Raw genomic sequence first — 25,471 nt, 5'->3', positions numbered from 1 at the left:
GCGGGCAACCCCACCGGCACAACATTTCTATTTCTACTCGCTTCGCAACGTCTGCACAGGATTTACGCTGGTGGCTTTGGTCACCTGGCTCGCCACTGTTACAACGGTAGTCACGAGCACTATGCCCATCGCCAGAATAAAAGGTAGCGCTGTCGTTTCCTTAGGATCCGGATAAATGGCGTTGATCATTTGGGTGATGAGAAAAGCGCCCGCCGGAGCCCCCAAAAGAAAGGCGACAACTATCGTCCAAAAATACTGCTTGCTGGCTATCCTGATAATTTGCGTCGCATCAGCCCCCAGCACCTTCCTTATCCCAAATTCCTTTTTCCGACTTTGAATGCTAAAGCCGAGCAAACCAAACAAGCCCAGACAAGCCAGCACAATAGCTAAGCCAGAGATGAAGCTTATGATTACAATATTTCCCTGATTCTCTTTGAAGAAGTAATCAAAAACATCTACCTGATACTTGCTGTTGTAAGGGTCGTTAGGGGCAATTCCTGTCCATGCTGATGCAAAATATTCGTCCAGCTCTTTTTCATTCCCCGCAGCGGTTTTCACTACGAAATAATTAAAATCCTCCTCGGGAGCAGCAGTGAAAACAGATGGTAGCATTTCATCATAAAAAGCATTGCACATAAAGTTTTCAACTACCCCCACTACTGTGTACCGTGTGCTATCGTAAGTCACCTGTTGGCCTATGGCATCGCCCCAACCGGCCTTTTCAACAAACATTTCTGTTACAATAATACTTCCTGATTGGTCAGCTGCTTTGCTGTCTCCAAAGAACCGCCCTTCCTTCAGGCGGAAGCCCATCGTTTCCATATAGTTTTCGCCCACATGAAAAGCATAGGTTTTGACCTCCTTATCAAGCACCTCGGCTTTGGTGAGTTTGTTGGCCCTGGCTACATGGTAGTTACTCCCGGCATAGCTCAAAACAGAGGTATTCTTGTTAGCTGCATCCCTCAAGGCCCGAAAGTCCGACGCCTCCACCAGTGGCATTGAAATGATTCCTTTGGGGTTGTATCCCCAGTCTTTTTCTGCCTGATAAATGGCATTGTCAGTAAAAACAAAGCAAGCGATGATCGTGCTTATGGCAAAGAAAAACTGAAAGCCCAGCAATATTTTGCTAAAGACGTTCTTCGAACCGAGCTTCTCATTTCCTCTGAAAATACTGGTTGGCTGAAACTTCGACACATAGAAGGCCGGATAGGCACCTGACACTAGGCCAATAAATAGTAACAGCCCACCGAAGAAGGCAATCAGCATGGGAAAACTTGAAAATTCAAAAGGAATAGTAATCGGGATCATTGTGTTTAGCCCAGGCAAAAAGAAATAATAGCTCATTACGGTACCCAAAGCCAAAGCGAAAGTGCACAGAATGATGTTTTCCAAAATGAATTGGTAAATAATCTGTCGCCGGTTTCCTCCAATCACCTTCCTCATGGCTATTTCCTTCAAACGTCTTGTGGCAGCTGTGACGGAAATGTTCATATAATTAAAACAAGCCAGCAAAACCAACATAGATGCTACGACAGAAAGCCCAATACGCCCGGCTGGGTGCCCGGCTCCGCTTATCGAACCATCTATTTCAAATGACCTCAGCGCTAGTTGACCCAATGGCACCATTTCAAATTGTTCGATAGGCCATTTGCTACTTGTCTGATTCTGAAGAGCCACAAATCCATTAAAAGTCTCCTCTAACTCCTGCGGCTGATGACCATCTTTCATTTCAATAAAAATAGCATCAGTAGCATATGACCAGTCGTAGTGATCTTCGAGCTTTAAATCAAAGAAGTTGTCGATAGGCACCATGATTTCGAAGGAAAAGCTCGCTTTATCCGGCGTCTTGTCCATTACCGCCCCCACCGTATAGTTCTGAATCAAACCGTTGGAATACTTGATGGAAACATCCCTGCCCATTGGGTTTTCCTGTCCGAAATATTTCTCGGCGGTATTTTTATCAATCACCACATAGCTTTTATTCTCCAGCGCATTTACATCTCCATACTTGATCGGAAAATCAAACACTTTCAGCAGAGCCGGGTCAACAAACGATACCAACTCACTAAAAACGTTGTCACCAAACCGCATATTGCCGTACTGGAATTCGACCCGCACCACGTTGTCAACTCCAGCGTGCTTGTCCACCAAATCCGGCCCTATCAGCAAGGGAGCATCCGCCCACATTGCAGTGCTGTTCTCGGTTTTCACATGATTGATCAATTGGTAAATATTCTTCCTGTTGGAGTGGAAATCGTCCATATGCGTCTGCATATCAACAAATATGAAAATGGCGATGCCCATGCCTATCGCTACAGACAAGCCGAGGATATTGATGAGCGATATGCCCCAGTTTTTGGATAGGTTTCTGAAACCTACCGTAAAGTAATTTTTAATGAGTCCCATTTGATTAGCCTTATAATTTGAGTTTGTTCTTTTAATGTTCGCCCACCTGAAAAACCGAAGTACATTCCAAATAAACCGCCGCCGGGCTTTTTGGGTGTCTACAGCAGCCTCCCTCTCAAAAATCTCATAGATATCCCCTTCGATCTCCTCCAGAAGATCGGGATTGCAATACCACCTAAGGAATTTATCAGCCCATTTAGGCGGCGATAGCTGCTTCATAATGAAAAGTTGAAGGCAATTTTTGGTATCCTTTTATACAGCTCGCTCCTGAAAGCAAAAGACTCATCCAACGCCTTTTTACCAACGGCCGTCAAAGTGAAGTACCGCTTGCGTCGCCCGCCTCTTTCGTTGGTCGCTCCTCCCATCCGTGACGTTACATAGCTCTTCTCTTCCAGCCTACGCAACACAGCATGGGCTGCACTTACATTCATGCTTCTTCCAGTCTGCTTTTCTATTTCATCCATTACAGCCACGCCATAGGCCTCATCAAACAATGCCCCAACTGTCAGCAGTATAAGTTCTTCCAATTCACCCAAATACGAGCCTTTCATAGTCACTATTAGTTATACAAACATAAAAGTAATGCATTATGTTGTCTTTTTGTAGAAGAAATAAAAATAAAAGAGCCGGGAGGTTATCCCGGCTCCTGGCCCTATTCATCAATCACTTATGGTCTTTTATATCTCGCCCACGTTTCATCTATGTATACGGAGTCAATTTCTTGTCCTTGCTTCACTGTCTTTTCCGCAAAAAGTGTCCACCTGTTGGCGTTAACAACACCACCAAATGTAATGGTAGCCCCCGTTAGGGTGTGACCCGACGGGTGAATCATTGCCACATTCTCGGTGTACGTCTTCCCGTCATAGATAATGGATCCTGTGCCTGTTCCTGAAATATAGTCTCCGTCATCATTGTATTGAATCCAAACAAAATGTGAAGGAGTCACAAGCTTCATATACTTCACAAAGCCAGGGTAGCTCATTTCAGGACCGCCTTCCCTTTCATGATAGGAAACCAGCTCCCAGGTTCCGACCAGAGAAGAATCGTTTTCTGCAACTGAGGATACCTTCCTCCACATTTCCTCAATGCGAGACGAATCCACGACAACTGTTTCAGCACTTTCGACATCAAACTCAAAATCTTTCACGAAACCTCTATGATGCCATTCACCGTCCACAAAGTCAGCCGTGAAGTTGATTTTTTGGCCGAGGATGCTACTGGTGGCTGGTAGAAAAAATTCAATGTTTTCAACATAATTCTCACCATCGTAGGTGTAAGTTCCGCCTCCCATCCCCACAAGTTGGTCATTATCTTTCTGATAGCTTATCCAGGTAAAATGGGTCGGGGTCAGGTGTTTTTGGTATAGAATATTGGAGGGGTGATCTATCCATGCCTTTCCACCACTGGAGTCGCTCATGTAAGACACCAACTCCCACGTTCCCACAAGGCTTTTGGGGGCTTCCGTTGATTCCTTACCAGAATCGTTTGAGCAGCCGCTGATAAGCACATATATACTGACAATAAAAAAGATCGAAACATTTTTCATGGCTTGACTATTTTGGGTTGGTTTCTTCATCCTTATATGATCCTCATAAAATATAAGCAATATTTCTGAGGATGTCCGAATTTTCTACCGCTTAATATCTGCAGCATTGACAAAATCATCATCCATCGCAGGTTGACCTCACATATCGGTCACTTATAATCACTAACTTTCCAACCGATTTCATAAGTTTGCGGCTTAATAAAGAACCATGTCCTCCCATCCCTCTATTATTCTTAAAGCAGGAAAAGAACGCTCCATCCAGCGTTTCCACCCATGGGTATTTTCAGGGGCTATCCAACATACTCCAAAGGAGTTAAATGAAGGCGACCTGGTAGAGGTGCTGGACAGCAGAAAGAAGTTTCTGGGAATTGGCCACTACCAAATTGGCTCCATCACCGTGCGCATGGTGGCTTTCTCCGATGTCACAATCGATCAAGCCTTCTGGAAAGCCAAAATTGAAAAAGCAGTTGAAGCTCGCAGGGCAGTTGGTTTAAGAAAAAAAGATAACCTCAATGTTTTCCGCCTGATACATGGGGAAGGCGACGGCTTACCCGGCCTGATCATGGACTACTACAACGGAACGGTGGTTTTTCAAGCGCACTCTGTTGGCATGTATCTGCTGAAAGACACTTTTGCTTCTATCCTCAAAGAGCTTGACCTCCCCATAACCGCCTGCTACAACAAAAGTGCTGGCACCATTCCTTTTAAAGCGCCTATTCAAGCTGAAGATGGATTTATCTTTGGGGAAGGCGACACCGTGGAGGTGAACGAATACGGAAGTAAGTTCACCATCAATGTAGTAGAAGGCCAGAAAACAGGCTTTTTTATCGACCAACGGGAAAGCAGACGACTGCTGGAGGAGTTTAGCAAAGGCAAGAAAGTGCTTAACACGTTCTGCTACACCGGCGGCTTTTCAGTTTCTGCGCTCAAGGCTGGTGCCACAGAAGTGGTAAGTGTCGATAGTTCGCAAAAAGCCATTGACCTGACGGAGCAAATCATTGATTTAAATTTCGGAAAAACGGAAAAACATACGTCCATTTGTACGGATGCTTTTGACTATCTCGCAAAGATGCCCGACGATTTTGACGTGATTGTGCTCGACCCACCTGCCTTTGCCAAGCATGTAAGGGTGCTTGAAAACGGCCTCAAGGGCTATCGCACGATTAACGAAAAGGCCATTAAAAAAATAAAGCCGGGAGGAATTCTGTTTACGTTTTCATGCTCTCAGGTGGTGTCACCGCAAGATTTTCGTACGGCTGTATTTTCAGCTGCCGCTGCCACAGGGCGGGAGGTTCGCATCCTGTACCAAGTGCACCAGCCAGCCGATCACCCTGTAAGCATTTACCACCCTGAGGGGGAGTATTTGAAGGGATTGGTGTTGCAGGTAAGCTAACCGAAAACCTACTTCAGCTTCTCATTACCCTTGTGGCGGTTCTTGTCTCTGCTGGTCTTTTTCTCCAGGTTCTTTTGAAATGCCTCTGTTAAGTTAACTCCCGTTTGGTTGGCAAGACAAATCAATACCCATAGTACATCGGCCATCTCATCACCCAGGTCTCTGCCCTTGTCTGATTCCTTGAACGACTGCTCACCATAAGTCCTGGCCATAATACGGGCCAATTCTCCTACCTCTTCTGTCAGGATTGTCATGTTGGTCAGCTCATTAAAATAGCGGACTCCAACGGTTTTTATCCAATGATCTACCTGCTCCTGTGCTTGTTCTATCGTCATTTGGAAGGATTTAAGCTTTGTTCTTAGTATCAATAATGATCGTAACAGGGCCGTCGTTTACAAGCGCCACTTTCATGTCGGCACCAAACTCACCCGTCTCAATCGTCTTTTGCTGGTCAGTCTGCAACTGGGCAATCATTTTCTCATAGAGAGGTACCGCCACATCCGGTCTGGCAGCTTTGATGTAGGAAGGTCTGTTGCCCTTTTTTGTGCTCGCATGTAGTGTAAACTGGCTGATAAGCAGTATGTCGCCTGCCACCTCCACAAGGCTTCGGTTCATCACACCGTCATCGTCATTAAAAATCCGCAGGTTGACAATCTTCCTGCTCAGCCACTCGACATCTTCCTGCGTATCCGCCTCCTCAATGCCCAGAAGCAACATAATACCAGTTCCAATTTTTCCTTCGACGGCGCCGTTAATTGTTACCGATGCTTCCGACACTCTTTGAACCACTCCTATCATTGCTCGTATTTTTCCTTCGAAACATTATCAGGTTCAAAGTACGATTAATGATCAATTCAGGCTAATCCTTTGTGGTCGTAATTTTTTCAATTTGTCGGGAGGGGAAAACATGGAGGCCTGGTAGCCCCTTTTTGGCTGTAACGACCATTCCTTTTGCCACCCTGCTGGCCTCGATAGCAAAAAGCTTTCTACTCGATCCTATCATAAAAAAGGAGAATAGGTTGGAAAAAAACTTGGCAATTTCTTCGAAAGGGCGACGCTCATTCCTTTCACCCAAAAGAAGAGAGGGTTGGTAAATATACAGCGAAGGGAGGCCCAGTTTTTTCAATGCATCCTCCAGCATTCCTTTCACCTTGTTGTAATAAATGACCGACTCAGCATTGGCTCCCAGCGAAGTAACCACATGAAATTGCTCACAAGTAGCAGTTTTAGCGGCCACTTGAGCCAGATTGAAACAGTAGGTATAATCCACTTTGAAAAACGCTTCCTTCGACCCAGCCCTTTTCAAAGTAGTGCCCAGGCAGCAAAAAAAATGATGGGCCTGCATATCAGCGGAAAGTCTCTCCAAATTCTCAAAATCTGTTATAACAGCCCGAACTTTGCTGCTTGCAGATGGGAGATCTCTTCGTGTGAGGACTACAATTTTATCGTAATAATCATCGCCAACCAGCTGATCCAGCAACGATTTGCCAACCAGACCAGTGGCGCCAGCTATAAGTGCAGTCTTACCCATATCATTGAAGTTTAATTGTCGGCAACTCTATCTAAAGGCTACTTAAAACCATTGACGGATACCGCCACTGCGGCCACTCTTTCCACAGACCTATTTTCTGGCTGGCGCTGGTTGAGAAAAAACACTTACCCGCTTATTGAAATATTATTGCTGGCATTAAACGGCAAGTCGTTTAAGATAAAGTTATTTCCATCTTGCTTAAGTACAAAATATCCTTTGGAAAATTTAGTCACCCCCTATTTTGCCAACTGCTCAGCCCTTTTCAAATCGAGAAATTATCCCTTTCCCATAACAGGTACTCGTCAATATCCTGCTTTAAGCTGCGGTAAATAAAAGCAATCATGGAGATATCATCGATCAGGCCCAGCGCTGGGATAAAATCAGGAATAAGGTCGATAGGAGTGATGAAATAAATAAGACCTGCAACCAGGAGGACGATACTTTTCCAGGGCATCACACGGTAATTACCAGAAATATAGTTCTTCACCATTCTGGAAATGACCTTGATTCGCCCGACAAAACCACTGAGTCTTTCACTGCTCTGGGTAATCTCGCCAAGCTTTGTGGACACACTCCCAATTATTTTATCCACACGATCGCCATCCCGAAGTACCCTCTCGGCTTTCTTTTCATACGACGACAGTGCTTTCTTTTCCTTATTCTCCTCCATATGACCTAAAACACCTTTCTGATTTCATCTTTCATAAAACTCAAGGCCTGCTCTACCGGATCACGCTCCTCTTGCATGGCCCTTTGAATAACAGCCTTTGCCAACTCAATGCTCTTCGACTCAGGATTCACTTCCGTAATCGCCTGATTAACAATCATAATCACACTTTCCATGGCGCTTTTTATCGACCTCCAGGCGTCGTCTGACATGTACAGCTGCTGCGACAAATTGTGGTTAAACTCGTCCCGGATCTCCTTGAGAAGCACATGCTGCAGTTCCTTAGAAGTGAGGTTGCCGGTGCTCAGCCTGGCAAGCAGGTTACTTGGCGATATCCGTTCCAGAAAAAGGCACATTCTCTCATAGGCCTGGAGCCTGATAGGAAGAATGCTCTCGGTATTCTTCATTTTCAGCTCAAGCATTCGTTTTTCCAACTCTTTGTTCAGAAACGACCGCACCATCAGGTACATAGCATAAAGTACCAGACCAGCCGGAATAATAATTTTCGCAAGATCAACTAAGGGCTCCATTTACCAGGGTTTTGATTTGAAGTTAGAATTATTTTAACGGACTTACCGTTTTCAAAATAAATAAATTTAAATCCCCGAATTGCACCAACTTTGCCGGGGTTCAGGAAAAATTAGCGAATACAGATGAATATACACCCTGTAAGTATTAGCGAGAAAGCGCTGGGGGAGATCAAAGAGATCATTGCCAAAAAGAAGATACCGGAAGGCTATGGGCTGCGCATTGGCATCAGAGGAGCCGGCTGTGCAGGTGTTTCCTATATGCTTGGTTTCGATAAGAAAAAAGAGGGTGACATTGAGTACTCAATAGCGGGAATTTCCGTGTTTATTGAGAAAAGGCACACCATGTACCTGATCGGTTTGGAAGTAGATTTTTACGATGGCGCCGATGCCCGTGGTTTTTCCTTTGTCAACCCCGACCTACCGGTGCCTGACCAGGCTCACTGACGACTCCTCACACCTACCCTCCAGCGGCGGCAGTATCTTAGCCACTGTTATGTCAAGTATCTTTACCTCGGTGTATGCTTCAAAAAGCTTCTCTGATATTTTATAGGCCAGGTGCTCAAGTAAGTTAACCGGAACCTCCATGATTTCAGCCACTATCTGATACACCTCTTCATAGTCGAGTGTGTCAGTCAGTTTATCTGACAAAGCGGCCTTGGAAATGTCTGTTTGGAAAACCAGGTCAATGCGAAAATCATTGCCCCTTTCACGTTCAAAGCTATGAACGCCATGAAAAGAGTGAAACATCAGCCCCTTCAGTGCAATTTTTCCCTGCATCAATTCAGCTCATCAAAAAATGAGCCTGTCGAGCTGATTTCCTCCAGGCTGTACTCCTCACCTGCTACCTTGATCACCTTTCTGGATTCGGTGACGGTCTTCGCTTTGACCTCTTCTTTTACGGGGGTTTTTTGAGCTGGCTTTACCTCGGCTTCCACGGAGAGTTTTCTGACCTCAGTAGGCGACTCAAGCTTCACATCCTCATCCGAAAAAATCTCCTTTTTCACACGGGAGAGTGCCTTTACCTTTTTCAATTGCTCGTCAAAGGTTTTGCCGCTTCTATTCTTTTCGATGCGATCCACCTTCTCCATGATATCGCTGGACGACATCCTCAGGCTATTGATCAAATTGTCACGGTGGTTCTCAATAGACTTATAGGTTTGCTCCAGGGTTTTCACTTCCTCATGCAAATCTTCAATAATTTCTCTTGAATGATCTTCAGCCCTCTCTATCATCGCACGGGCCTTATTTTTTGCCTCACTCATAAGCGCCTCCGCCTTCATTTGCGTCTCCTTCATATGAAGTTCAGCGGCTTTGCTTGCCTGCTCAATGAGGTTAGCAGCAGTATCGTCAGCAGTTTTGAGGGTTTTGAACAGCGAACTTTCAACTTCACGAAGCTTGGCAACTTCTTTTTCGGCGGCCTCCAGTTTGTAGCGCAGCTCCTTGTGCTCATCTTGCATCCTCTCCCATTCTTGTGAAAGCGTCAGCAAAAATGCATTCACTTCATCTTTGTCGAGGCCCCTAAAAGCCTTTTCAAAAGCCTTTTGCCTTATTTCTAATGGAGTAATTTTCATCTGATAGTATATCTTCCTTTCGACGGCGGTATCGCCAAGGGGTTAACTAATAAACCGAAAATGAAGTTGCAGGTGAGCTAAAATAGGGAGGAAAGGTAGGTAAAATCTATTGTCATTCAAAGTGAGAGGGGTTGAAATTCAAATCCCACACCGATATGGACCTGTCGTCACTGGCAGAAACAAGCTGGTCTTTGTAAGACGTCCACAGCATTTTATTCACGGAAGTGCCATGCCCGGCATGGCGTGCTTTATCGATGACCTTTATCAGCTGCAGTGTAGAAGCATCCCACACCTTGATGCTTTTGTCCATGCTGCATGTTACAAAATGGCTGCCTGAAGGACTATAGGCAATATGATTGATGGCATACATATGAGCGACTATGGACTCAAAAGCCACATAGTCCTTCTCCACATCCCACACCTTCAAATGAGCATCCCTACCCCCGCTTAGCAACCACTTAAAGTCAGGTGAGTAGCAAACGGAAAACACGGAATTGGTGTGAGAATCGATGGTATGAACCACATCGTAAGTTTGAAGATCGATCACTCTTATGGTAGCGTCGCTGTAGCCCACCGCCAGGTGTCTGTCTACCGGGTTAACTGCAATCGTTCTGGCGCTTTTGTCACTGAATTTAAGCCTTCGAACAATTTTTACGTTTGGCCAGTCAATGATGATTACCTCGCCACTACCGGTGGCCACAAATAATAAATCCCTGTAATACTGAATATCAAATATGGCGGCGTCGGTCAACTTCAGGGAAGCTTTTTCTTTGCCTTTGGCAGTATCAATGAAATGAATGCCGTCGTAGTTATGTCCGGCAACCAAAAAACCAGCCTCACGAATATAACAAAGCGCATAAATTGAATTATCCAGCTTAGCCACCAATCTCCCATTTTCCGGTGCCTCCAAATCCCAGCTAGCCACCATACCATCGCCGGCGGCGGAATAAAACAGTTGGTTGGTATCTCCAGGAGCTAACGTGTAAATACAGTCCTTGTGCCCGGTAATGGCAGCTAATTTTTTCACCTCCACTTTTGACATTGCACTATCTCTCTTTAGTTTCGATCAACGGATTACAAACATACAAAAGATGCCAGTGGTTCTGACGAAACGTATTAGTGAGGACGAAATTCTGGCGATTTGGGAAATCACCGAGTCGTATGAGGAATTTGAAGAGCGCCTTCACAGAACCCCCTGGATCGACAATGGACAGGAAGGAACCATACACCCCATCAAGAGACTGGAGTACCTTGCCTGCCGTTTTGCTACCGAACATCTGACCGAAGCCATCAACATACCGTTTCACGGAGTTTATAAAGACTTCCACGGCAAGCCTCATCCGAAAGGAGATGAGTTTTTCCTTTCATGGTCGCATGCCTATCCGTATGCGGTAAGCTGTATCCATCTCAAAAAGCCTGTTGGCATAGATATTGAAAGACCAAGGGAACAACTCGTGAGAGCCAGCAGGAAATATGTGAATGACGAGGAATTATCTTTGATTGAAGGAAACAACCTCGATCAGCTATGCCTCATTTGGGCCGCCAAGGAAGCTATTTTCAAAATGAACGGAAGAAGCGGTTTGTCGCTGAAGGACGACATAACAATAGAGAGCATAGAAAATACCAAAAAAAAGGTATTGTCTAAGGCGAATATTAGTGGTAGCATTAAAAAAATATCTCTCGATTTCTTTCGAATGAAAGAAAACTGGGTGGTATATACCCGATAAATAGCTATATTTATATAAAATATTTTATATTTTATCTTCTTAAAAGAATATTAGAATTGAAAAAGACTGCTTGTGTATTTTTTTTAGTTGCCTGCTTACTTCAAACTACTGCGCCGGTTTATAGCCAAACTATCTCGGGCGATATCAACCTGCAGGACGTTTCGTCAGGAAAATCCTTTAGTTTTTCAAGTTTGTCCGGAGCTAAAGGTATTGTCGTGTTTTTTACGAGCGAACACTGCCCTTATGCCAAGCTCTACGAAAAGCGAATAGTCTCGCTGGCAGCTGAACTCAAAGGACTGGGCATTCACACAGTGTTGGTAAATCCCAACGACGGCATTCTAAGCCCCGATGATGCAGTGGAAAAGATGAAAGGAAAAAGCTATCCTTTTCCCTACCTGGCCGACAAACAGCAGCAGTGTGTGAAAATGTTCAACGCCCAAAAAACACCAGAAGTGTTCCTTATCAAGGCTTCAGGAAGCAATTTTGAATTGGTCTATCAGGGAGCTTTCGACGACAATCCCATGTCGGAAGAAGAGGTGACCGAAACGTACCTGGCCAATGCTGCCAGGGCTTTAGCTGCTGGGAAAGCGGTTGCCAAAAAAACCACCAGACCAACCGGGTGCATGATCAAAAGCCGTCAATAAATCTCCTCATCACCCAGCACCTTCAACAGTATCTTTATTTCATCGGTGCGGTGGTAGTCACCCAGCTTATCGAAAGAAACGATCAGGTTTCTCATGATACGCCTTATGATTTCGAGGTTAGAGCACGGCTGATAGTAAGATTCCTGAGGAACGAGGTGTAAATGCTCAATATAGTTGTTGATGTCCTCTTTACTGAAAACTAACCCTTTGTTGAATACATTGATGTAAAACTGAAGCTTCTCAGTTTTATGAGTAAGTATAAACAGATTGGGGAGGTTCACGCCTTTCACAGGCATATCGAGCTTCTGGGCTATCAGCATATAAACCACGCACAAAGAGATCGGATTGCCTTTTCTTGACTCCAGCACCGTATTAATCATGGAGTTGGCGGGTGAATGAAAATGCTTGGTATTGGCGCTGAACTTCAGTTTTCCGAAGATGGCACTGTTCAACATCTTCACCTGGTCAAACGGACTCAACTCAGGGTTGTGCTCCGTCCAAACGTCCACAAAAAGCTGTTCAAAGTCTCTTACCAGCTTGCTGAGCTCCAGATCGGGGTATTGGTAAGTCGCAATCAACCACAAGCCTTCAAGCAGGTTGTCTTCCCTCTCATCCATCCACGCCTTCAACCGCTCCTGCAAAAGATCGAACTGCAGCGTATGAATCATGTCCTCCAACCTTCGCTGAACGGTAGGATTGAAGCTTTTTTCCCATTCTCCTTCCAAAAACGGAATAATGGTCGTGCCAAGCGACATTATTTTGCCCTCCACATGAGTGCTCACCTCTGTGTCGTCGTCGTCGAGCAGCGACACCAAAGCTTTTAGCTCTCCCTCATTGATCACCTCTACACCCATTTATACTGAATAACTTTAGTTCTGTTAATGGAGAAATACCTCGTCAAAATGCCTCAAAAAAATAAGAATCAAAAGAGAGTTTCAAATTAATGCATGCCCCTTAACGCCTGTTACGTTTGAATAATTCCCACGTTGAATGGTCTGGTAATAGGGGCATGATTGGCCGCTTCAATCCCCATAGAAATAATTTTCCTGGTCTCGGAGGGATCAATGATGCCATCCACCCATAGCTGAGAAGCCGCATAGTATGGACTTAACTTTTTATTGTAACTGTCTGTAATCTCGTCCAGGAGTTCCTTCTCAGCCTCCGGTGTTATTTCCTTTCCCTGCCCTTTGAGGGTTGATACTTTGATTTGCAAGAGCGTTTTGGCTGCTGAGCTGCCACTCATTACGGCAATCTGGGCCGTTGGCCAGGCATAAATCAACCTCGGGTCATAAGCCTTGCCACACATGGCATAGTTGCCAGCACCATATGAATTGCCAAGAATGAAAGTAAACTTGGGCACCACCGAATTCGCCACAGCATTGACCATCTTTGCGCCATCTTTTATAATACCACCATGCTCGGCCCTGCTCCCCACCATAAATCCGCTCACGTCATGAAGAAAAACTAGTGGTATTTTCCTCTGGTTGCAGTTCATGATAAAACGGGCTGCTTTATCAGCCGAATCGCTATAAATCACTCCGCCCATTTGCATTTCTGAAGCTGCTCCTGAGCCTTTTTTGGCTTTTACTATTTTCCGCTGGTTGGCCACTATGCCCACGGCCCATCCGTCCACTCTTCCATGCCCACAAATGAGGGTCTTTCCGTATTCAGGTTTGTACTCATCAAATTCGGATTTGTCTACTATGCACTTGATCACTTCCAGCATGTCGTAGGGCTTGACCCTATCTACAGGAAAGAGGCCATGCAGCTTTTCTTCATCACGTGGTAGTTCGGCCTTTACCCGGTCAAAGCCGGCATTATCAGGAGCCCCTATCTTGTCAAAAATCTTCTTTACTGCATCGAGACATGCTTCGTCGTTCGGGTATCTATTATCCGTAACCCCGGATATTTCACAGTGGGTTGAGGCCCCGCCAAGTGTCTCGCTATCCACATCCTCACCAACAGCTGCTTTTACCAAATAGCTGCCAGCGAGAAAAATAGAACCTGTTCCATCCACAATCAGCGCCTCGTCGGACATGATAGGCAAATAGGCACCGCCCGCCACACAGCTCCCCATAATGGCAGCCACCTGCACAATTCCCATGCTCGACATAAGAGCGTTGTTGCGAAACTGCCGCCCAAAGTGCTCCTTGTCAGGAAATATTTCATCCTGCATAGGCAGAAAGACGCCGGCACTGTCGACGAGGTAAATGATGGGCAATTTGTTTTCAATAGCGATTTCCTGGGCCCGAAGGTTCTTTTTGGCTGTGATGGGGAACCATGCACCTGCCTTTACAGTGGCATCGTTGGCCACTATCACACACTGGCGTTTGCTTACGTAGCCGATGCCAACAACAACACCTCCGGACGGGCAACCGCCATGCTCTTCATACATGCCGTCGCCCACAAGAGCACCGACTTCGAGAAACTCCGATTCCGGGTCAATCAGGTGGTGTATCCTTTCCCTGGCAGTTAGTTTGCCTTTGGCATGTTGGGCGTCTATTTTTTTAGTGCCACCACCTTTTTTTACTTCGGCAAGTTTTTGATTGAGTTCACTAACGAGGAGCCTTAGTGCATCTTCATTTTTGTTGAATTCCAGATTCATATAAGCTTTTGGGTTAATAGCTAATTCTGACGTGCCTCCTTCGCATCGGCTCAGATGAAACCCAAATTACCTCAAAAGGATCAATTTTTGTCCCTCGCCAGGTCTTTTTCGATTTTCTTCCTGCTTTTGCCCAGCGGAGCAAAAAAATGCTTAGGATATGCATTGATATGAACTACCAGGCTGTCAAGGTCCTCGATGGTTTTGTTCAGATTAGAATAGATCGAGTCTTCTTTCAGCAATCTTCCCACTGTGCCCTCACCTTTATTGAACATGTCGAGTGTGGTATTGACATGCGAAAGGAGCTCCTGCGTCTCATCCAGGGTAGCCTGTAGCTCCAGCGCATTTACTTTTTCAATCGCTCCATTGGCGTTGACTAAAATTGGGTCAATCCGCTTAATGGTTTGGCTAAGCTGAGCAGCCAGTTCCTGAAACGAAATCATGACATTGTTGAGTTCTTCCTTATTCTCGCCAATAATACCATTCACCTGGTGGGCCATCACCTGAAGCTCACCAATAGTACTATTGATCTTTTCGCCGCTACCCTGAAGCCCAAGAAGTATTTCATTAATTCTTCTTATTGTAATCCCAAGGTTGTCGGCAACCGGTGCGGCACTCTCCTTCAGAAAATCGGTAATGCCTTTGTCGATTTCGGAAATAAGGGTGTCACCGTCCTCTATTGGCATTCCTACATCGTCGATGCTAAGCTCTATGGCCTTGCTCCCGAGAAAGTCGACATTGTACAGCTTTGCCCGTGTAGAGTCGGTCAGAATAATATCCTCATCGATGGTCATTTCTACCAAAACCTGATTATCCCTGTCCTGCAGGATGCGGATTCTACTGATCCTTCCAACAGAATAACCATTGACTATGACCGAGTTAGCTACTTTCAAGCCATCAATGGTCTCGTAAAGTGCATAGTACTTGCTGGTGTTGGAAAAAAAGTCGGTTCCCTTCAAAAAATTGAAGCCGTAGTATAGCAGTGCTCCAGATACAATAGTAAATAAGCCTACTTTAAATTCTTTAGAAAATCTCACGTAGTCTGGTTTAGTTCATTGACTCAATCTCATTCTTGTAATCTCTGAATGCCCGAAAGATGCCAGAAGCTATATACGATTGTTGCAATGGATCGTTGAGTTCTCTTTCTTCCTGCTCATTGCTAAGATACCCTGTTTCAACCAAAACACTAGGCATAGAAGTTTCCCACAGCACCCAAAAACCGGCCATTTTCACTCCCCGGCTCTTTTTACCTACCCTTGTTTTGAATTGATGCTCAATTTTTGACGCCAAATTAAGGCTATTTTGCTGGTAGGCGCTCTGGGTCAAACTAAAAAGTATATAAGACTCGGGAGAATTGGGGTCAAAGCCCTCGTATACTTCGGAGTTTTCTTCCTGAAGTATAACAGCATTTTCTCTTTTGGCTACGTCAAAGTTAGCATCGCTTTTGTGAAGCCCCATTACATAGGTTTCGGTTCCCTCAACAGCAGGATTTGAAACCCAGTTACAATGTATCGAAATAAAAAGATCAGCGTTGTTTCGATTAGCAAAAAGCGCCCTGTCATGCAACGACGGGAAAGAATCATCATTTCTGGAGTAGAGGACTTCTACATCAGGAAGATATTTCTTGATTGTCTGCCCCAATTCCAGAGCAATCTTTAGTGCTATATCCTTCTCTTTGGATATCTTTCCGTGTGTTCCAGGATCCTTGCCGCCATGTCCGGCATCAATCACGACCTTCCTTACCCGATAGTCGTGAACCCCAATAGGGGAATAGGATGCAGCAACCAGAAGCAGTGAAAATGAAAGTAATAAGACAATATTTTTCACAACATTTCGGTTGTTAACCTTAAACGAAATAATTTTACGCAAAATTGAAAATTTTTATCAGAAACTGAAATCTGGTCGTTCATTTCAAATAACCATTTCTTAATTGTCCCAATTTTAAATGCTCTCAATAAAAAATGCCTTACTACTTGCTATCGGCATCATTATATCCACATGGGGGCATGGGCAAAATTTAGGCCAGAAATCGGGACAAGATAGCATAGCTATCGAAGAGCAACTCCCCATTTTGAAAGGAGATACACTGGTGCCCAAACCAGAGCAACGGTTTTTGGGCAGCGACACATTGAGTTTGCCAGGGAGTGATTTCTTTCAAAATCTGGATATCGACTCACTGGTTAACAAGCAGTTAGGGGCAGACACATTGAGGACTGACTCGGCTGAGGTGGCCAAAGAAATTCCTAAAAGCGATATCGAAACTGCTATTAAATACGAGGCAGCAGATTCCATTTTTTTGGACGTAAACACACAAAGAGTGATGCTTTATGGTGAGGGCAAAATCAATTACGGCAAAATCGAGCTTCAGGGAAACAGGATAGACATTGACTGGCCTACCAATACGATCAAAGCCAACTATACAACAGATTCCTTGGGAAAGAAAGTTGGTGTGCCGGTATTCACAGAGGGTGATGAGAGCTACAATGCTCAGGACATGACTTACAACTTCAAAACCAGGAAGGCGCTTGTGAACGGGATTGTCACCCAGCAAGGCGATGCCTATATGCATGGTGAAAAGGTAAAGATGAATGCCAGCAGCGAGCTTTTTATCAGGAATGCCAAATACACCACCTGCAACTTAGAAGATCCCCACTTTCATATAGCCTCCAGCAAGCTGAAAGTGATCCCAGGCAATAAGGTGGTATCAGGGCCTTTCAATCTTCATTTCAGGTCCATCCCAACACCCCTGGGTTTTGCTTTTGGCATGTTTCCGCAGCCGAAAAAGAAAGTGTCAGGCGTGCTGGTGCCCAAGTACGGTGAAGAGCGACGGAGGGGCTTCTTTTTAAAAGACGGCGGCTACTACTTCGCCATCAACGACTACATGGATCTTGCGCTCACCGCTCAGGTGTTTTCTAAAGGCAGTTACGGTGCTACCTCTGACTTCCGCTACAAAAAACGTTATGCATTCAATGGCAATATGAACCTGTCGTTCAACAGGAATAAGGGAGAAAAGGAAGAAGACAGCCTGTCGACCAAAGACTACTGGATCAGGTGGAGCCACACTCCAGAAACAAAAGGTACTTTCCGGATTTCGTCGTCAGTGAACGCTGGTAGCTCCACCTATAGCCAAAATAACTACCAGAGTGTGCAGTTCAATACCAATGCGCAGTTCAACTCCAGTGTGAGTATGAGCAAAACGTTCACAGGCACACCGTTCAATGCCTCGCTCAACTTCAGGCAGAGCCAGAACGTGCAAACCAAATCGATGACCATTTCGGCGCCAGAGTTTACGCTGAACACCAACCGGTTTTTTCCACTGGCCTGGATTACCTCCGGAAATGCCTCTGTGCTCGATAAGTTGAGTGTTTCACACAACTTTAGCCTTAAAAACGAATTCAACAACACCAACCCAAACTACAGTCCCACGGTAGAGGGATCGGAACAGTACCTGCCCGTCAACTCCGACAATCTGCCCAGCATGCTTCGCAACTCCAAAAACGGAGGGCGGCATTCGGTGCCTATTTCAACCACATTCAACGTATTCAAATTTATCAGCGTCAGCCCCAGCTTTAACTATACCGAATGGTGGTACCTGAAAGAGCTCAACCGGCGGTGGGATGATGAGCAAAAAGAGGTAGTGGCTGACACGATCCGTGGCTTTAGCCGGGCCGGATCTTATAGTTTCGGAACAGGTTTTTCCACCAGACTCTATGGCATGGTGTTCGTGAAAGGCGAAAAAGTGGAAGCCATTCGACATGTGATTACACCTACTATCTCTCTCTCCTACTCTCCCGACTTTTCAGAAGAGAAGTATGGCATCTATCAAAACGTCCAAAATGACTCGCTGGGAAGGACGAAGTTGTATTCGAAATACGACGGGTTTGTGTTTGGCGGGCCCGGCCTGGGGAAATCAGGCAGCATCGGTTTTTCGCTTAACAACAACTTTGAGATGAAAGTGAGAGACAGAAAGGACAGCACCCAGGAGTTCAAAAAAGTGAAACTGCTCGACAACCTTTCAATCAGCTCCGGTTATAACCTGCTGGCCGATTCCTTTAATTTGAGCACAATAGGCTTCACAACGAGAACTCTGCTGTTCAACAAGCTGGATATCAACTATAGAATGACGCTTGATCCCTATTTGTATGTGCTCGACAGCTCAACAACAAGCTCAACAGGAGCCAGAACAGTTTATCAAACCAAAGTAGACGAATTCACCTGGAATCACGGCCAGGGATTGGGAAACTTAAGCAATGCGAGCATTGCGCTGAGCACCAGCCTTAATCCAAAGGCGCAAAAAGAGCAGAATAAAGACAAAGAAAGTGAGTTTGGCACCGAAGAAGAAAAAGACTACATCCGAACACACCCTGATCAATATGTAGATTTTAACATCCCCTGGGATTTGCGTCTCAGTTACAATGTTGACTTTAGAAAAACAGGGTTTGCTGACCCAGTAGTTACGCAGTCGTTCACCATGAATGGCAACACCTCCATCACCGAAAATACCAAGATCACCTTCAGCTCTGGCTACGACTTTAAAAACAAAGAAATAACGCAAACAAGGTTGGGAATCATAAGGGACATCCACTGCTGGGAGCTTTCCGTCGACTGGACACCCTTTGGCCGATTCACATCCTACTCTGTAACTTTGAGAGCCAAGTCGTCACTTCTGCAAGATTTGAAGCTTAGCAAACAGAGAAGCTTCTTCGATTCGTTTTAAAGAGCCGCTGCCCAGCTACGTCTAGGGTTTAAACAACGGGTCGGCAATCTCCATGAAGTTCATAGCCAGCAGCCCTAAAACTCCAATTACCAACAAATAGTAAATAGTAGGGATGATCGTCTTCCTCAAAATGAGACCTTCCTGCCCTAAAAACCCCACAGTAGCTGACGCCGCCACAATATTGTGAATAGCTATCATGTTTCCTGCAGCTGCCCCTACCGCCTGCAATGCCACCATAAGCGTGCCGGGCATCAACAATCTCTCAGCCACTCCAAACTGGAAAAAACTGAACATTAGGTTACTGACAGTATTACTGCCGGCAATGAAGGCTCCCAGCGCACCAATGGAAGGGGCAAATAGCGGGTAAATACTTCCGACATTGGAGGCCACCCACTCGGCCATAACAATAGGCATTCCGGGGATGTTTCCAGGATTAACCCCTGAATTGATATAAATTCTCACCATGGGCACAGTGAAAATCAACACGAAGCCTGCACCTAATATCATTTTACTGCTGTCGGAAAATGCCTGCCTGACTTTCCTCATCTCCATTTTATGCAACAAAACCGTTAAAACCCCCGCCAAAAGAAGAATGGTGCCCGGTAAATAAAAGGGCGTGCTGCTGGCTGAAATATCTGTACCCAGAATTTGGTTGTAGCTCACAGCGATGCTGGTAAGCATGCCTTTAAAAGGAAGCTGCGGAAGGCGGCTGAGTACCAGAAGCGCCGCCACCAACAGATAGGGAGCCCAGGCAACAGCCAGCGAAAATGGAGCCTTTTCCAGTTTGTTGTCTGGCTGCACTTCGAGGCTTCCAAGCCATAGTTTAGGCCAGCTCTCCCGAGGGGGGAAGTCCCAGCCACTTTTTGGTATCAGAAATCCTTTTTTGGCAGCTGCCACTATGATAACAAGGCCAACGAGGGATCCAAACAGGGAAGGAAACTCCGGCCCCAGCACAAACCCTGTGATCATATAAGGAATAGTAAACGCCAATCCGCCGAGGATGGCAAATGGAATCATGGCAAAGCCTTCCCGCCAGCTTTTGTTGGCGCCAAAAAAGCGGGTCATCATGCAAATCATAAATAGGGGCATCAAAACCCCGGCAATGGCGTGCAACACCACCACTTGACTGGTCACTATGTGCAGGTAATCGAGGAAACTAATATTAGCGGCGGACAGCTGGCTTTCAAAGTCAACGCCCTGCAGGCCACCTCGTAGTCCCACCAGCACGGGCGTGCCCACAGCGCCAAAGGTAACAGCAGTGCTTTGCACCATCATGCCGAGCATGACAGCCGCCATGGATGGGAAACCCATGGCCACCAGCAGCGGCGCCACAATAGCAGCAGGAGTACCAAATCCTGCGGCCCCTTCAATGAACGACCCAAATAGCCAAACGATGATCACCACTTGCACCCGCCTGTCGGTGCTGATGTCAGAAAAGCCACGCCGGATGACTGTGATAGCTCCAGAGTAGTTCAATAATGTGAGCATCAGGATGGCACCAAAGATGATATATAAGATATCGAAGGTGATGAACAGTCCTTGGATAGTAGACGCCAGAATATTAGCCAGTGGGAAGTCCCACGCTAGAAAAGCCACGATTGCTGTAAGCAAAAAGCCTATCGGCATCGAAATTCGGGCTGAAAGCCGGAAGCCCGCCAACATGATAGCGACAACCAGAATGGGAAAAAGCGCAAGAAATGAAAGTAGTGACAAAGACATAGGTATGGTGTTTATAAAGTCGCCCCAGCGGGCTTACCGAAAAGGCACAAGCATGCTTTGAATACTCAATTCAAGTGCCTGATTTGAAGATAGATCAATTCAAAATGTTTAACCAGCCGCTCACAACAATTGGTAGGCATCAAGGGTAAGAAAGTCTTTAAAGTCCTCCTCTCTCACCAGTTTGTCGAACAAGTCGGCAGCTATTTGCAGTTTGCCGGTGGCGACCCTTTCTTCACCGAGAAGTAGCGCCGCATTGGCTTTTTCGGCATCAAAAAGTGTCTGGTACAAGCTAAGATCCACACTCCTGCCATCATCAAGTGATACTCCATCGCTATGCAGCCACTGCCATACCTGAGCCCTCGATATTTCTGCTGTAGCAGCGTCTTCCATCAGATTGTACAGAGCAGCGGCACCAGTACCCTGAAGCCATGACTCGATATAAAGGATTCCCACGTTGATGTTTAAGCGCAAGCCATTTTCAGTGATCTTTCCGCCTTCAATATTCAGGTTCAAAAGATCGTCCCTTCCCACCTTTACGTCGTCTCTCATGACATTTTTCTGATGTGGCTTCGTTTTTAGAACCGCATCAAACTCCTCCATGGCCGCAGGCACCAGAAATGGGTGGGCCACCCAGGTACCATCGTAGCCCTGGCTGGCTTCATTCTTCTTGTCCTGATGTACTTTTTGGAAAGCAAGGTTGTTTGCTGCCTCATCCTTTGACGGAATAAAAGCAGACATGCCTCCAATGGCATGGGCACCCCGTTTGTGACAGGTCTTCACCAAAAGCTCAGCGTAGGATTTCATGAAATGCACCCCCATTGTGATCTGAGCACGATCTGGTAAGATATATGCCTTGTGATGCCTTAATTTTTTGATACTGCTGAATATATAATCCCAACGACCTGCGTTCATTCCAGCAATATGATCCTTCAATTCATACAGTATTTCCTCCATCTCGAAGCTAGCCAAAATAGTTTCCACCAACACAGTGGCCTTTATGGTTGCCTGGGGAATACCGAGCAATTGCTGGGCCTTAACAAAAACATCGTTCCATAAACGTGCCTCAAGATGACTTTCCAGCTTAGGAAGGTAATAATAGGGCCCAGACCCCTTTTCGATAAGGGAGTGAGCATTGTGAAAAAAGTAAAGCCCAAAGTCGAACAGTGACGCCGACAAAGGCTCTCCGTCTACTTCAACATGCTTCTCGGTCAGGTGCCAGCCCCTGGGTCTGACTACAAGTGTAGCAATCTCCTTCTTCAGTGCATAAAGTTTGCCATTCGGCGCTGTAAAGTCTATTTCCCTCAAGATGGCATCTTTTAGATTGACCTGACCATCGATGCAATTTTCCCACGTGGGCGAGTTAGCATCTTCGAAGTCGGCCATGAACACCTTCGCACCGGAGTTGAGGGCATTGATCACCATTTTCCGGTCGACGGGGCCAGTAATTTCCGTTCTTCTGTCCTGTAGGTCGGCCGGAATGGGTGCTACCTGCCAGTTTCCCTCACGTATCCGTTTGGTCTCCTCAAGAAAGTCAGGCAGTTGACCTCCATCAATAATCTTTTGTCTTACTCCTCTGGCTTGCAAAAGCTGGGTTCTTCTTTTGTTAAAGCTACGATGCAGCGACACTACAAACTCAATGGCCTCGGGGGTCAGAACGGAGTAATATCCATTCGACATTGCTCCGTTTATCTTTACTCCTGGTATATCTATTTTTGATGTTTTCATTTTCCGCTTTACTTAACTTTCTTATACTTATTTAAGGCCACCAAAGCACAGGTATTTGATCTCCATAAAGTAGTCCATGCCGTACTTGGACCCTTCTCTGCCAATACCTGATTGTTTCACTCCGCCGAAAGGTGCCACTTCGGTGGATATCATACCTTCATTAATGCCCACCATACCCGTTTCCAAGGCTTCAGCTACCCGCCAGCATCTGCCAACATCCCGGCTGTAGAAATATGATGCAAGACCAAAATCGGTATCATTTGCGATCCGGATGGCTTCTTCTTCTGTCTTGAACCTGAACACAGGAGCTACCGGGCCAAACACCTCCTCCCGGGAAATGATCATCTCCTGAGAGGCTTCGGCAAGGACGGTGGGCTCAAAATACAAGCCCTCCAATGCCTTGCCCCCAACTACTACTTTACCTCCTTTGGCCAGGGCGTCGTCCAAATGATTTTTTACCTTAGCCAGCCCTTTTTCATTGATGAGTGGCCCAATCTCAGCGCCTTCCTCCATGCCATTGCCTACCTTCAGCGCTGCCACAGCCTTTGAAAATTTCTCCACAAACTCATCGTAAACACCCTCCTGCACTATAAGCCGGTTGACACAAACACAGGTTTGGCCGCTGTTCCGAAACTTGGACGCCATAGCCCCTTTCACTGCTTCATCAATGTCGGCATCATCAAAAACAATAAAAGCCGCATTACCACCGAGTTCCAGCGAAAGCTTTTTAAGGGTCGAAGCGCTTTGGCTCATGAGCACCTTGCCTACGGCAGTGGAGCCAGTGAATGACAGCTTTCGTACCTTCTTATTTTCACATAGCTCCTTGCCTACTTCGCTGTTGTCCGACGTTGTAACCGTGTTGTATACGCCCGGAGGAAAGCCTGCCAGTTCGGCGAGGTGAGAAATGGCCAGGGCGGTAAGCGGAGTCTCAGTTGGCGGTTTCACTACTACCGGGCTGCCCGCCGCCAGGGCAGGACCAACTTTTCTCGTGATCATAGCAAGCGGAAAATTCCATGGAGTGATGGCAGCTGCTACACCGATCGATTGCTTGATGACGACAATTCTCCTGTCGTTGCTATTGGCAGGGATCACATCACCATAAGTGCGCTTAGCCTCTTCTGCAAACCACTCAACAAAACCGGCTCCGTAAGTCACCTCGCCGAGGCTCTCGTTCAATACTTTCCCACATTCGAGGGTCATTAGTTTGGCTAGCTCATCCCTGTTTTCCAAAATGAGGTTAAACCATTTGCGTAACAGCGCTGACCGTTCTTTAGCTGTGAGATCCCGATAAGCGGGCCATGCTGAATTGGCTGCTTCAATGGCCCTGCGTGTATCCTCACGCCCCATGTCTGTCACGGCAGCCAGCACCTCGCCTGTTGCCGGGTTGATCACATCAAAAGTCTTTCCGCTGGCAGCCTTCACCCATTGGCCATTTACATAGGATTCTGTTCTTATAAGTTTGCTAGTGTCCACTTTTTTGTCTGTTTAAGTTAATTCAACTCTGGGCATGCCAGGGTCAAAAAGTGATTATCTGGCGTATAGCTTCTCCATTTGCCAGCCTTTCAAAGCCTTCATTCACCTGATCGAGCGCAAGCTTGTGAGTCATGAGTTTGTCTACTGGTAGCCGGCCGGATTGATACAAAGCGATGTACGCAGGAATATCTCTGGACGGAATGCAGCTACCCAGATAGGAGCCCTGTAGCGTTCTTTCTTCAGCTACCAGCTTCACAGGAGCAAATTCCATTTTCTTGCTTGGGTGTGGCAATCCGGCTGTTACCGTTTTTCCGCCTCGTGCCGTGGCATTGTAGGTAAACTCCAGTGCAGCAACTACCCCGGCAAACTCCAGCCCGATGGCGACACCGCCATTGGTCAGGTCTCTTGCCTTTTCGAGTGCATGTGGCTCCGAGGTATCAATGGCCTCATGAGCGCCAAGCTCCAGCGCCTTAGCCAGTTTCTCTTTATTTACGTCGGCGACAATCACCTTGCTCGCACCGCCTGCTAGTGCTCCGAGCAATGCGGCAAAGCCAACGCCTCCCATGCCAGTGATCAACACAGACTCGCCCATCGACAGCCTGGCTGTGTTGATGACTGCACCTACACCCGTCATGACGGCACAGCCAAATAGGGCGGCTATGTCGAATGGAAGGTCTTTCACTACTCTCACTACCGACTGCCTCGACACAACAGTGTATTCAGCAAAACCTGACACTCCCATATGGTGATGTACTTTTGCATTTTCCTTGTTGGTTAGCCTTGTGCCTCCACCTAGCAAAACACCGCTGTTGTTGGCGGCCATGCCGTTTTCGCACAAAGCGGGCCTGGCGGTCATGCAAGGCATGCAGTGCCCACAAATGGGCACAAATGAAAATACAATATGGTCACCCACCACCAGGTCAGTGACTCCTGGCCCCAGCTCTACCACTTCTCCGGCGGCTTCATGGCCCAGCACCATGGGCATCTGGCGGGGTCTGTTTCCATCCATCACCGACAAGTCGGAATGGCAAAGTCCGGCAGCGTGTATTTTTACCAGAATTTCGCCAGCTTCAGGGCTAGCGAGGTCTACCTCCTCTATGGTTAGAGGTTTGCTTTCATGATAGGGTCTGCTTGCTCCCATTTCATGCAATACTGCAGCTCTTATTTTCATAGTATGTTATCTGAATAGCTTTAAGTTATCTAGGTGACTCATACGGCCC

At 46.3% G+C, this 25,471-nt stretch carries 24 protein-coding genes; 5 read left to right on the top strand and 19 right to left on the bottom strand.

Annotation, left to right across the window (positions count from 1 at the left end):
- Positions 1-33 precede the first annotated feature (33 nt).
- The 3 genes from RIG68_RS11010 to RIG68_RS11000 all read right to left on the bottom strand — a co-directional run bounded on the left by RIG68_RS11010 (position 34) and on the right by RIG68_RS11000 (position 3,952).
- Positions 34-2,625, bottom strand: coding sequence for an ABC transporter permease (locus RIG68_RS11010; protein WP_350122049.1), 2,592 nt, complete (start codon positions 2,623-2,625; stop codon positions 34-36).
- Positions 2,622-2,957, bottom strand: a complete 336-nt coding sequence (locus tag RIG68_RS11005) for a PadR family transcriptional regulator (RefSeq protein WP_350122047.1) — start codon at positions 2,955-2,957, stop codon at positions 2,622-2,624. Before RIG68_RS11005 ends, RIG68_RS11010 begins: the two co-directional genes overlap by 4 nt.
- Positions 2,958-3,073: 116 nt before the next feature.
- Positions 3,074-3,952 carry a hypothetical protein gene (locus RIG68_RS11000; RefSeq protein WP_350122045.1) on the bottom strand — a complete coding sequence of 293 codons (879 nt, stop codon included), beginning with the start codon at positions 3,950-3,952 and terminating at the stop codon, positions 3,074-3,076.
- A 208-nt stretch (positions 3,953-4,160) separates the two neighbouring features.
- Here RIG68_RS11000 and RIG68_RS10995 point away from each other — a divergent pair, with 208 nt between their 5' ends.
- The gene (locus RIG68_RS10995) at positions 4,161-5,345 is read left to right on the top strand and encodes a class I SAM-dependent rRNA methyltransferase (RefSeq protein ID WP_350122043.1); all 1,185 of its coding nucleotides are present in this window, start codon (positions 4,161-4,163) and stop codon (positions 5,343-5,345) included.
- 8 nt (positions 5,346-5,353) lie between these two features.
- Here RIG68_RS10995 and RIG68_RS10990 read toward each other — a convergent pair whose 3' ends face one another.
- The 5 genes from RIG68_RS10990 to RIG68_RS10970 all read right to left on the bottom strand — a co-directional run bounded on the left by RIG68_RS10990 (position 5,354) and on the right by RIG68_RS10970 (position 8,073).
- Positions 5,354-5,680: a nucleotide pyrophosphohydrolase gene (locus RIG68_RS10990; RefSeq protein ID WP_350122041.1), complete on the bottom strand. Its 327-nt coding sequence runs from the start codon at positions 5,678-5,680 to the stop codon at positions 5,354-5,356.
- A 10-nt stretch (positions 5,681-5,690) separates the two neighbouring features.
- Positions 5,691-6,143, bottom strand: a complete 453-nt coding sequence (gene dtd / locus RIG68_RS10985; protein ID WP_350122039.1) for a D-aminoacyl-tRNA deacylase — start codon at positions 6,141-6,143, stop codon at positions 5,691-5,693.
- Positions 6,144-6,204: 61 nt separating this feature from the next.
- The gene (locus RIG68_RS10980) at positions 6,205-6,876 is read right to left on the bottom strand and encodes an NAD-dependent epimerase/dehydratase family protein (RefSeq protein WP_350122037.1); all 672 of its coding nucleotides are present in this window, start codon (positions 6,874-6,876) and stop codon (positions 6,205-6,207) included.
- Between the two features lie 262 nt (positions 6,877-7,138).
- Complete coding sequence (locus RIG68_RS10975; protein ID WP_350122035.1) at positions 7,139-7,546, bottom strand: YkvA family protein; 408 nt, start codon at positions 7,544-7,546, stop codon at positions 7,139-7,141.
- 5 nt (positions 7,547-7,551) lie between these two features.
- On the bottom strand, positions 7,552-8,073 hold the full coding sequence (locus tag RIG68_RS10970) for a DUF7935 family protein (RefSeq protein ID WP_151998023.1): 522 nt from the start codon (positions 8,071-8,073) through the stop codon (positions 7,552-7,554).
- Between the two features lie 123 nt (positions 8,074-8,196).
- On the opposite strand from RIG68_RS10970, the gene RIG68_RS10965 reads away from it, so the two are divergent.
- Positions 8,197-8,517: a HesB/IscA family protein gene (locus tag RIG68_RS10965; protein WP_350122033.1), complete on the top strand. Its 321-nt coding sequence runs from the start codon at positions 8,197-8,199 to the stop codon at positions 8,515-8,517.
- Here RIG68_RS10965 and folB read toward each other — a convergent pair.
- The 3 genes from folB to RIG68_RS10950 all read right to left on the bottom strand — a co-directional run bounded on the left by folB (position 8,491) and on the right by RIG68_RS10950 (position 10,686).
- Positions 8,491-8,850: a dihydroneopterin aldolase gene (gene folB, locus RIG68_RS10960; protein WP_350122031.1), complete on the bottom strand. Its 360-nt coding sequence runs from the start codon at positions 8,848-8,850 to the stop codon at positions 8,491-8,493. The genes RIG68_RS10965 and folB overlap by 27 nt on opposite strands.
- Positions 8,850-9,644 carry a DivIVA domain-containing protein gene (locus RIG68_RS10955; RefSeq protein ID WP_350122029.1) on the bottom strand — a complete coding sequence of 265 codons (795 nt, stop codon included), beginning with the start codon at positions 9,642-9,644 and terminating at the stop codon, positions 8,850-8,852. The genes folB and RIG68_RS10955 overlap by 1 nt, the downstream gene beginning before the upstream one ends.
- A gap of 112 nt (positions 9,645-9,756) precedes the next feature.
- Complete coding sequence (locus RIG68_RS10950) at positions 9,757-10,686, bottom strand: WD40 repeat domain-containing protein (RefSeq protein ID WP_350122027.1); 930 nt, start codon at positions 10,684-10,686, stop codon at positions 9,757-9,759.
- A gap of 49 nt (positions 10,687-10,735) precedes the next feature.
- Here RIG68_RS10950 and RIG68_RS10945 point away from each other — a divergent pair, with 49 nt between their 5' ends.
- Both RIG68_RS10945 and RIG68_RS10940 read left to right on the top strand, forming a co-directional pair.
- Positions 10,736-11,371 (top strand): 4'-phosphopantetheinyl transferase family protein, encoded by a 636-nt coding sequence (locus RIG68_RS10945; protein WP_350122025.1) that lies wholly within the window; start codon positions 10,736-10,738, stop codon positions 11,369-11,371.
- Between the two features lie 56 nt (positions 11,372-11,427).
- On the top strand, positions 11,428-12,015 hold the full coding sequence (locus RIG68_RS10940) for a redoxin domain-containing protein (protein WP_350122023.1): 588 nt from the start codon (positions 11,428-11,430) through the stop codon (positions 12,013-12,015).
- Here RIG68_RS10940 and RIG68_RS10935 read toward each other — a convergent pair.
- The 4 genes from RIG68_RS10935 to RIG68_RS10920 all read right to left on the bottom strand — a co-directional run bounded on the left by RIG68_RS10935 (position 12,009) and on the right by RIG68_RS10920 (position 16,444).
- A complete protein-coding gene (locus RIG68_RS10935) occupies positions 12,009-12,869 on the bottom strand; it encodes a transglutaminase-like domain-containing protein (RefSeq protein WP_350122021.1) in 861 nt (286 codons plus the stop codon). The two genes, RIG68_RS10940 and RIG68_RS10935, sit on opposite strands and share 7 nt — an antisense overlap.
- A gap of 110 nt (positions 12,870-12,979) precedes the next feature.
- Complete coding sequence (locus RIG68_RS10930; RefSeq protein ID WP_350122019.1) at positions 12,980-14,620, bottom strand: acyl-CoA carboxylase subunit beta; 1,641 nt, start codon at positions 14,618-14,620, stop codon at positions 12,980-12,982.
- 80 nt (positions 14,621-14,700) lie between these two features.
- Positions 14,701-15,654 carry an MlaD family protein gene (locus RIG68_RS10925; protein ID WP_350077556.1) on the bottom strand — a complete coding sequence of 318 codons (954 nt, stop codon included), beginning with the start codon at positions 15,652-15,654 and terminating at the stop codon, positions 14,701-14,703.
- 10 nt (positions 15,655-15,664) lie between these two features.
- Positions 15,665-16,444 carry an N-acetylmuramoyl-L-alanine amidase family protein gene (locus RIG68_RS10920; protein WP_151998008.1) on the bottom strand — a complete coding sequence of 260 codons (780 nt, stop codon included), beginning with the start codon at positions 16,442-16,444 and terminating at the stop codon, positions 15,665-15,667.
- 118 nt (positions 16,445-16,562) lie between these two features.
- Between RIG68_RS10920 and RIG68_RS10915 the strand changes: the two genes are divergently transcribed.
- Positions 16,563-19,334 carry a putative LPS assembly protein LptD gene (locus RIG68_RS10915; RefSeq protein WP_350122017.1) on the top strand — a complete coding sequence of 924 codons (2,772 nt, stop codon included), beginning with the start codon at positions 16,563-16,565 and terminating at the stop codon, positions 19,332-19,334.
- Positions 19,335-19,355: 21 nt separating this feature from the next.
- On the opposite strand, the gene RIG68_RS10910 is transcribed toward RIG68_RS10915, so the two are convergent.
- The 4 genes from RIG68_RS10910 to RIG68_RS10895 all read right to left on the bottom strand — a co-directional run bounded on the left by RIG68_RS10910 (position 19,356) and on the right by RIG68_RS10895 (position 25,422).
- Positions 19,356-21,053 carry an L-lactate permease gene (locus RIG68_RS10910; RefSeq protein WP_350122015.1) on the bottom strand — a complete coding sequence of 566 codons (1,698 nt, stop codon included), beginning with the start codon at positions 21,051-21,053 and terminating at the stop codon, positions 19,356-19,358.
- A gap of 120 nt (positions 21,054-21,173) precedes the next feature.
- Positions 21,174-22,778: a malate synthase A gene (aceB, locus tag RIG68_RS10905; protein WP_350122013.1), complete on the bottom strand. Its 1,605-nt coding sequence runs from the start codon at positions 22,776-22,778 to the stop codon at positions 21,174-21,176.
- A gap of 27 nt (positions 22,779-22,805) precedes the next feature.
- Positions 22,806-24,251, bottom strand: coding sequence for an NAD-dependent succinate-semialdehyde dehydrogenase (locus RIG68_RS10900; protein WP_350122011.1), 1,446 nt, complete (start codon positions 24,249-24,251; stop codon positions 22,806-22,808).
- 43 nt (positions 24,252-24,294) lie between these two features.
- The gene (locus RIG68_RS10895) at positions 24,295-25,422 is read right to left on the bottom strand and encodes a zinc-dependent alcohol dehydrogenase family protein (RefSeq protein WP_350122009.1); all 1,128 of its coding nucleotides are present in this window, start codon (positions 25,420-25,422) and stop codon (positions 24,295-24,297) included.
- Between the last annotated feature and the right edge of the window lie 49 nt (positions 25,423-25,471).

Origin of the sequence: Imperialibacter sp., from assembly GCF_040222385.1 — a bacterium.
Classification (GTDB): domain Bacteria; phylum Bacteroidota; class Bacteroidia; order Cytophagales; family Cyclobacteriaceae; genus Imperialibacter.
This window is presented reverse-complemented; position numbering and strand designations above follow the sequence as displayed.

What these genes read in the sequence shown, in the direction of transcription:
- RIG68_RS11010 (WP_350122049.1), bottom strand. Translation starts at nt 2,625, where the DNA reads ATGAAGCAGCTATCGCCGCCTAAATGGGCTGATAAATTCCTTAGGTGG.
- RIG68_RS10975 (WP_350122035.1), bottom strand. Translation starts at nt 7,546, where the DNA reads ATGGAGGAGAATAAGGAAAAGAAAGCACTGTCGTCGTATGAAAAGAAA.
- RIG68_RS10910 (WP_350122015.1), bottom strand. Translation starts at nt 21,053, where the DNA reads ATGTCTTTGTCACTACTTTCATTTCTTGCGCTTTTTCCCATTCTGGTT.
- RIG68_RS10970 (WP_151998023.1), bottom strand. Translation starts at nt 8,073, where the DNA reads ATGGAGCCCTTAGTTGATCTTGCGAAAATTATTATTCCGGCTGGTCTG.
- aceB (WP_350122013.1), bottom strand. Translation starts at nt 22,778, where the DNA reads ATGAAAACATCAAAAATAGATATACCAGGAGTAAAGATAAACGGAGCA.
- folB (WP_350122031.1), bottom strand. Translation starts at nt 8,850, where the DNA reads ATGCAGGGAAAAATTGCACTGAAGGGGCTGATGTTTCACTCTTTTCAT.
- RIG68_RS11000 (WP_350122045.1), bottom strand. Translation starts at nt 3,952, where the DNA reads ATGAAAAATGTTTCGATCTTTTTTATTGTCAGTATATATGTGCTTATC.
- RIG68_RS10950 (WP_350122027.1), bottom strand. Translation starts at nt 10,686, where the DNA reads ATGTCAAAAGTGGAGGTGAAAAAATTAGCTGCCATTACCGGGCACAAG.
- RIG68_RS10980 (WP_350122037.1), bottom strand. Translation starts at nt 6,876, where the DNA reads ATGGGTAAGACTGCACTTATAGCTGGCGCCACTGGTCTGGTTGGCAAA.
- RIG68_RS10990 (WP_350122041.1), bottom strand. Translation starts at nt 5,680, where the DNA reads ATGACGATAGAACAAGCACAGGAGCAGGTAGATCATTGGATAAAAACC.
- RIG68_RS10915 (WP_350122017.1), top strand. Translation starts at nt 16,563, where the DNA reads ATGCTCTCAATAAAAAATGCCTTACTACTTGCTATCGGCATCATTATA.
- RIG68_RS10995 (WP_350122043.1), top strand. Translation starts at nt 4,161, where the DNA reads ATGTCCTCCCATCCCTCTATTATTCTTAAAGCAGGAAAAGAACGCTCC.
- RIG68_RS10930 (WP_350122019.1), bottom strand. Translation starts at nt 14,620, where the DNA reads ATGAATCTGGAATTCAACAAAAATGAAGATGCACTAAGGCTCCTCGTT.
- RIG68_RS10935 (WP_350122021.1), bottom strand. Translation starts at nt 12,869, where the DNA reads ATGGGTGTAGAGGTGATCAATGAGGGAGAGCTAAAAGCTTTGGTGTCG.
- RIG68_RS10945 (WP_350122025.1), top strand. Translation starts at nt 10,736, where the DNA reads ATGCCAGTGGTTCTGACGAAACGTATTAGTGAGGACGAAATTCTGGCG.
- RIG68_RS11005 (WP_350122047.1), bottom strand. Translation starts at nt 2,957, where the DNA reads ATGAAAGGCTCGTATTTGGGTGAATTGGAAGAACTTATACTGCTGACA.
- dtd (WP_350122039.1), bottom strand. Translation starts at nt 6,143, where the DNA reads ATGATAGGAGTGGTTCAAAGAGTGTCGGAAGCATCGGTAACAATTAAC.
- RIG68_RS10895 (WP_350122009.1), bottom strand. Translation starts at nt 25,422, where the DNA reads ATGAAAATAAGAGCTGCAGTATTGCATGAAATGGGAGCAAGCAGACCC.
- RIG68_RS10965 (WP_350122033.1), top strand. Translation starts at nt 8,197, where the DNA reads ATGAATATACACCCTGTAAGTATTAGCGAGAAAGCGCTGGGGGAGATC.
- RIG68_RS10955 (WP_350122029.1), bottom strand. Translation starts at nt 9,644, where the DNA reads ATGAAAATTACTCCATTAGAAATAAGGCAAAAGGCTTTTGAAAAGGCT.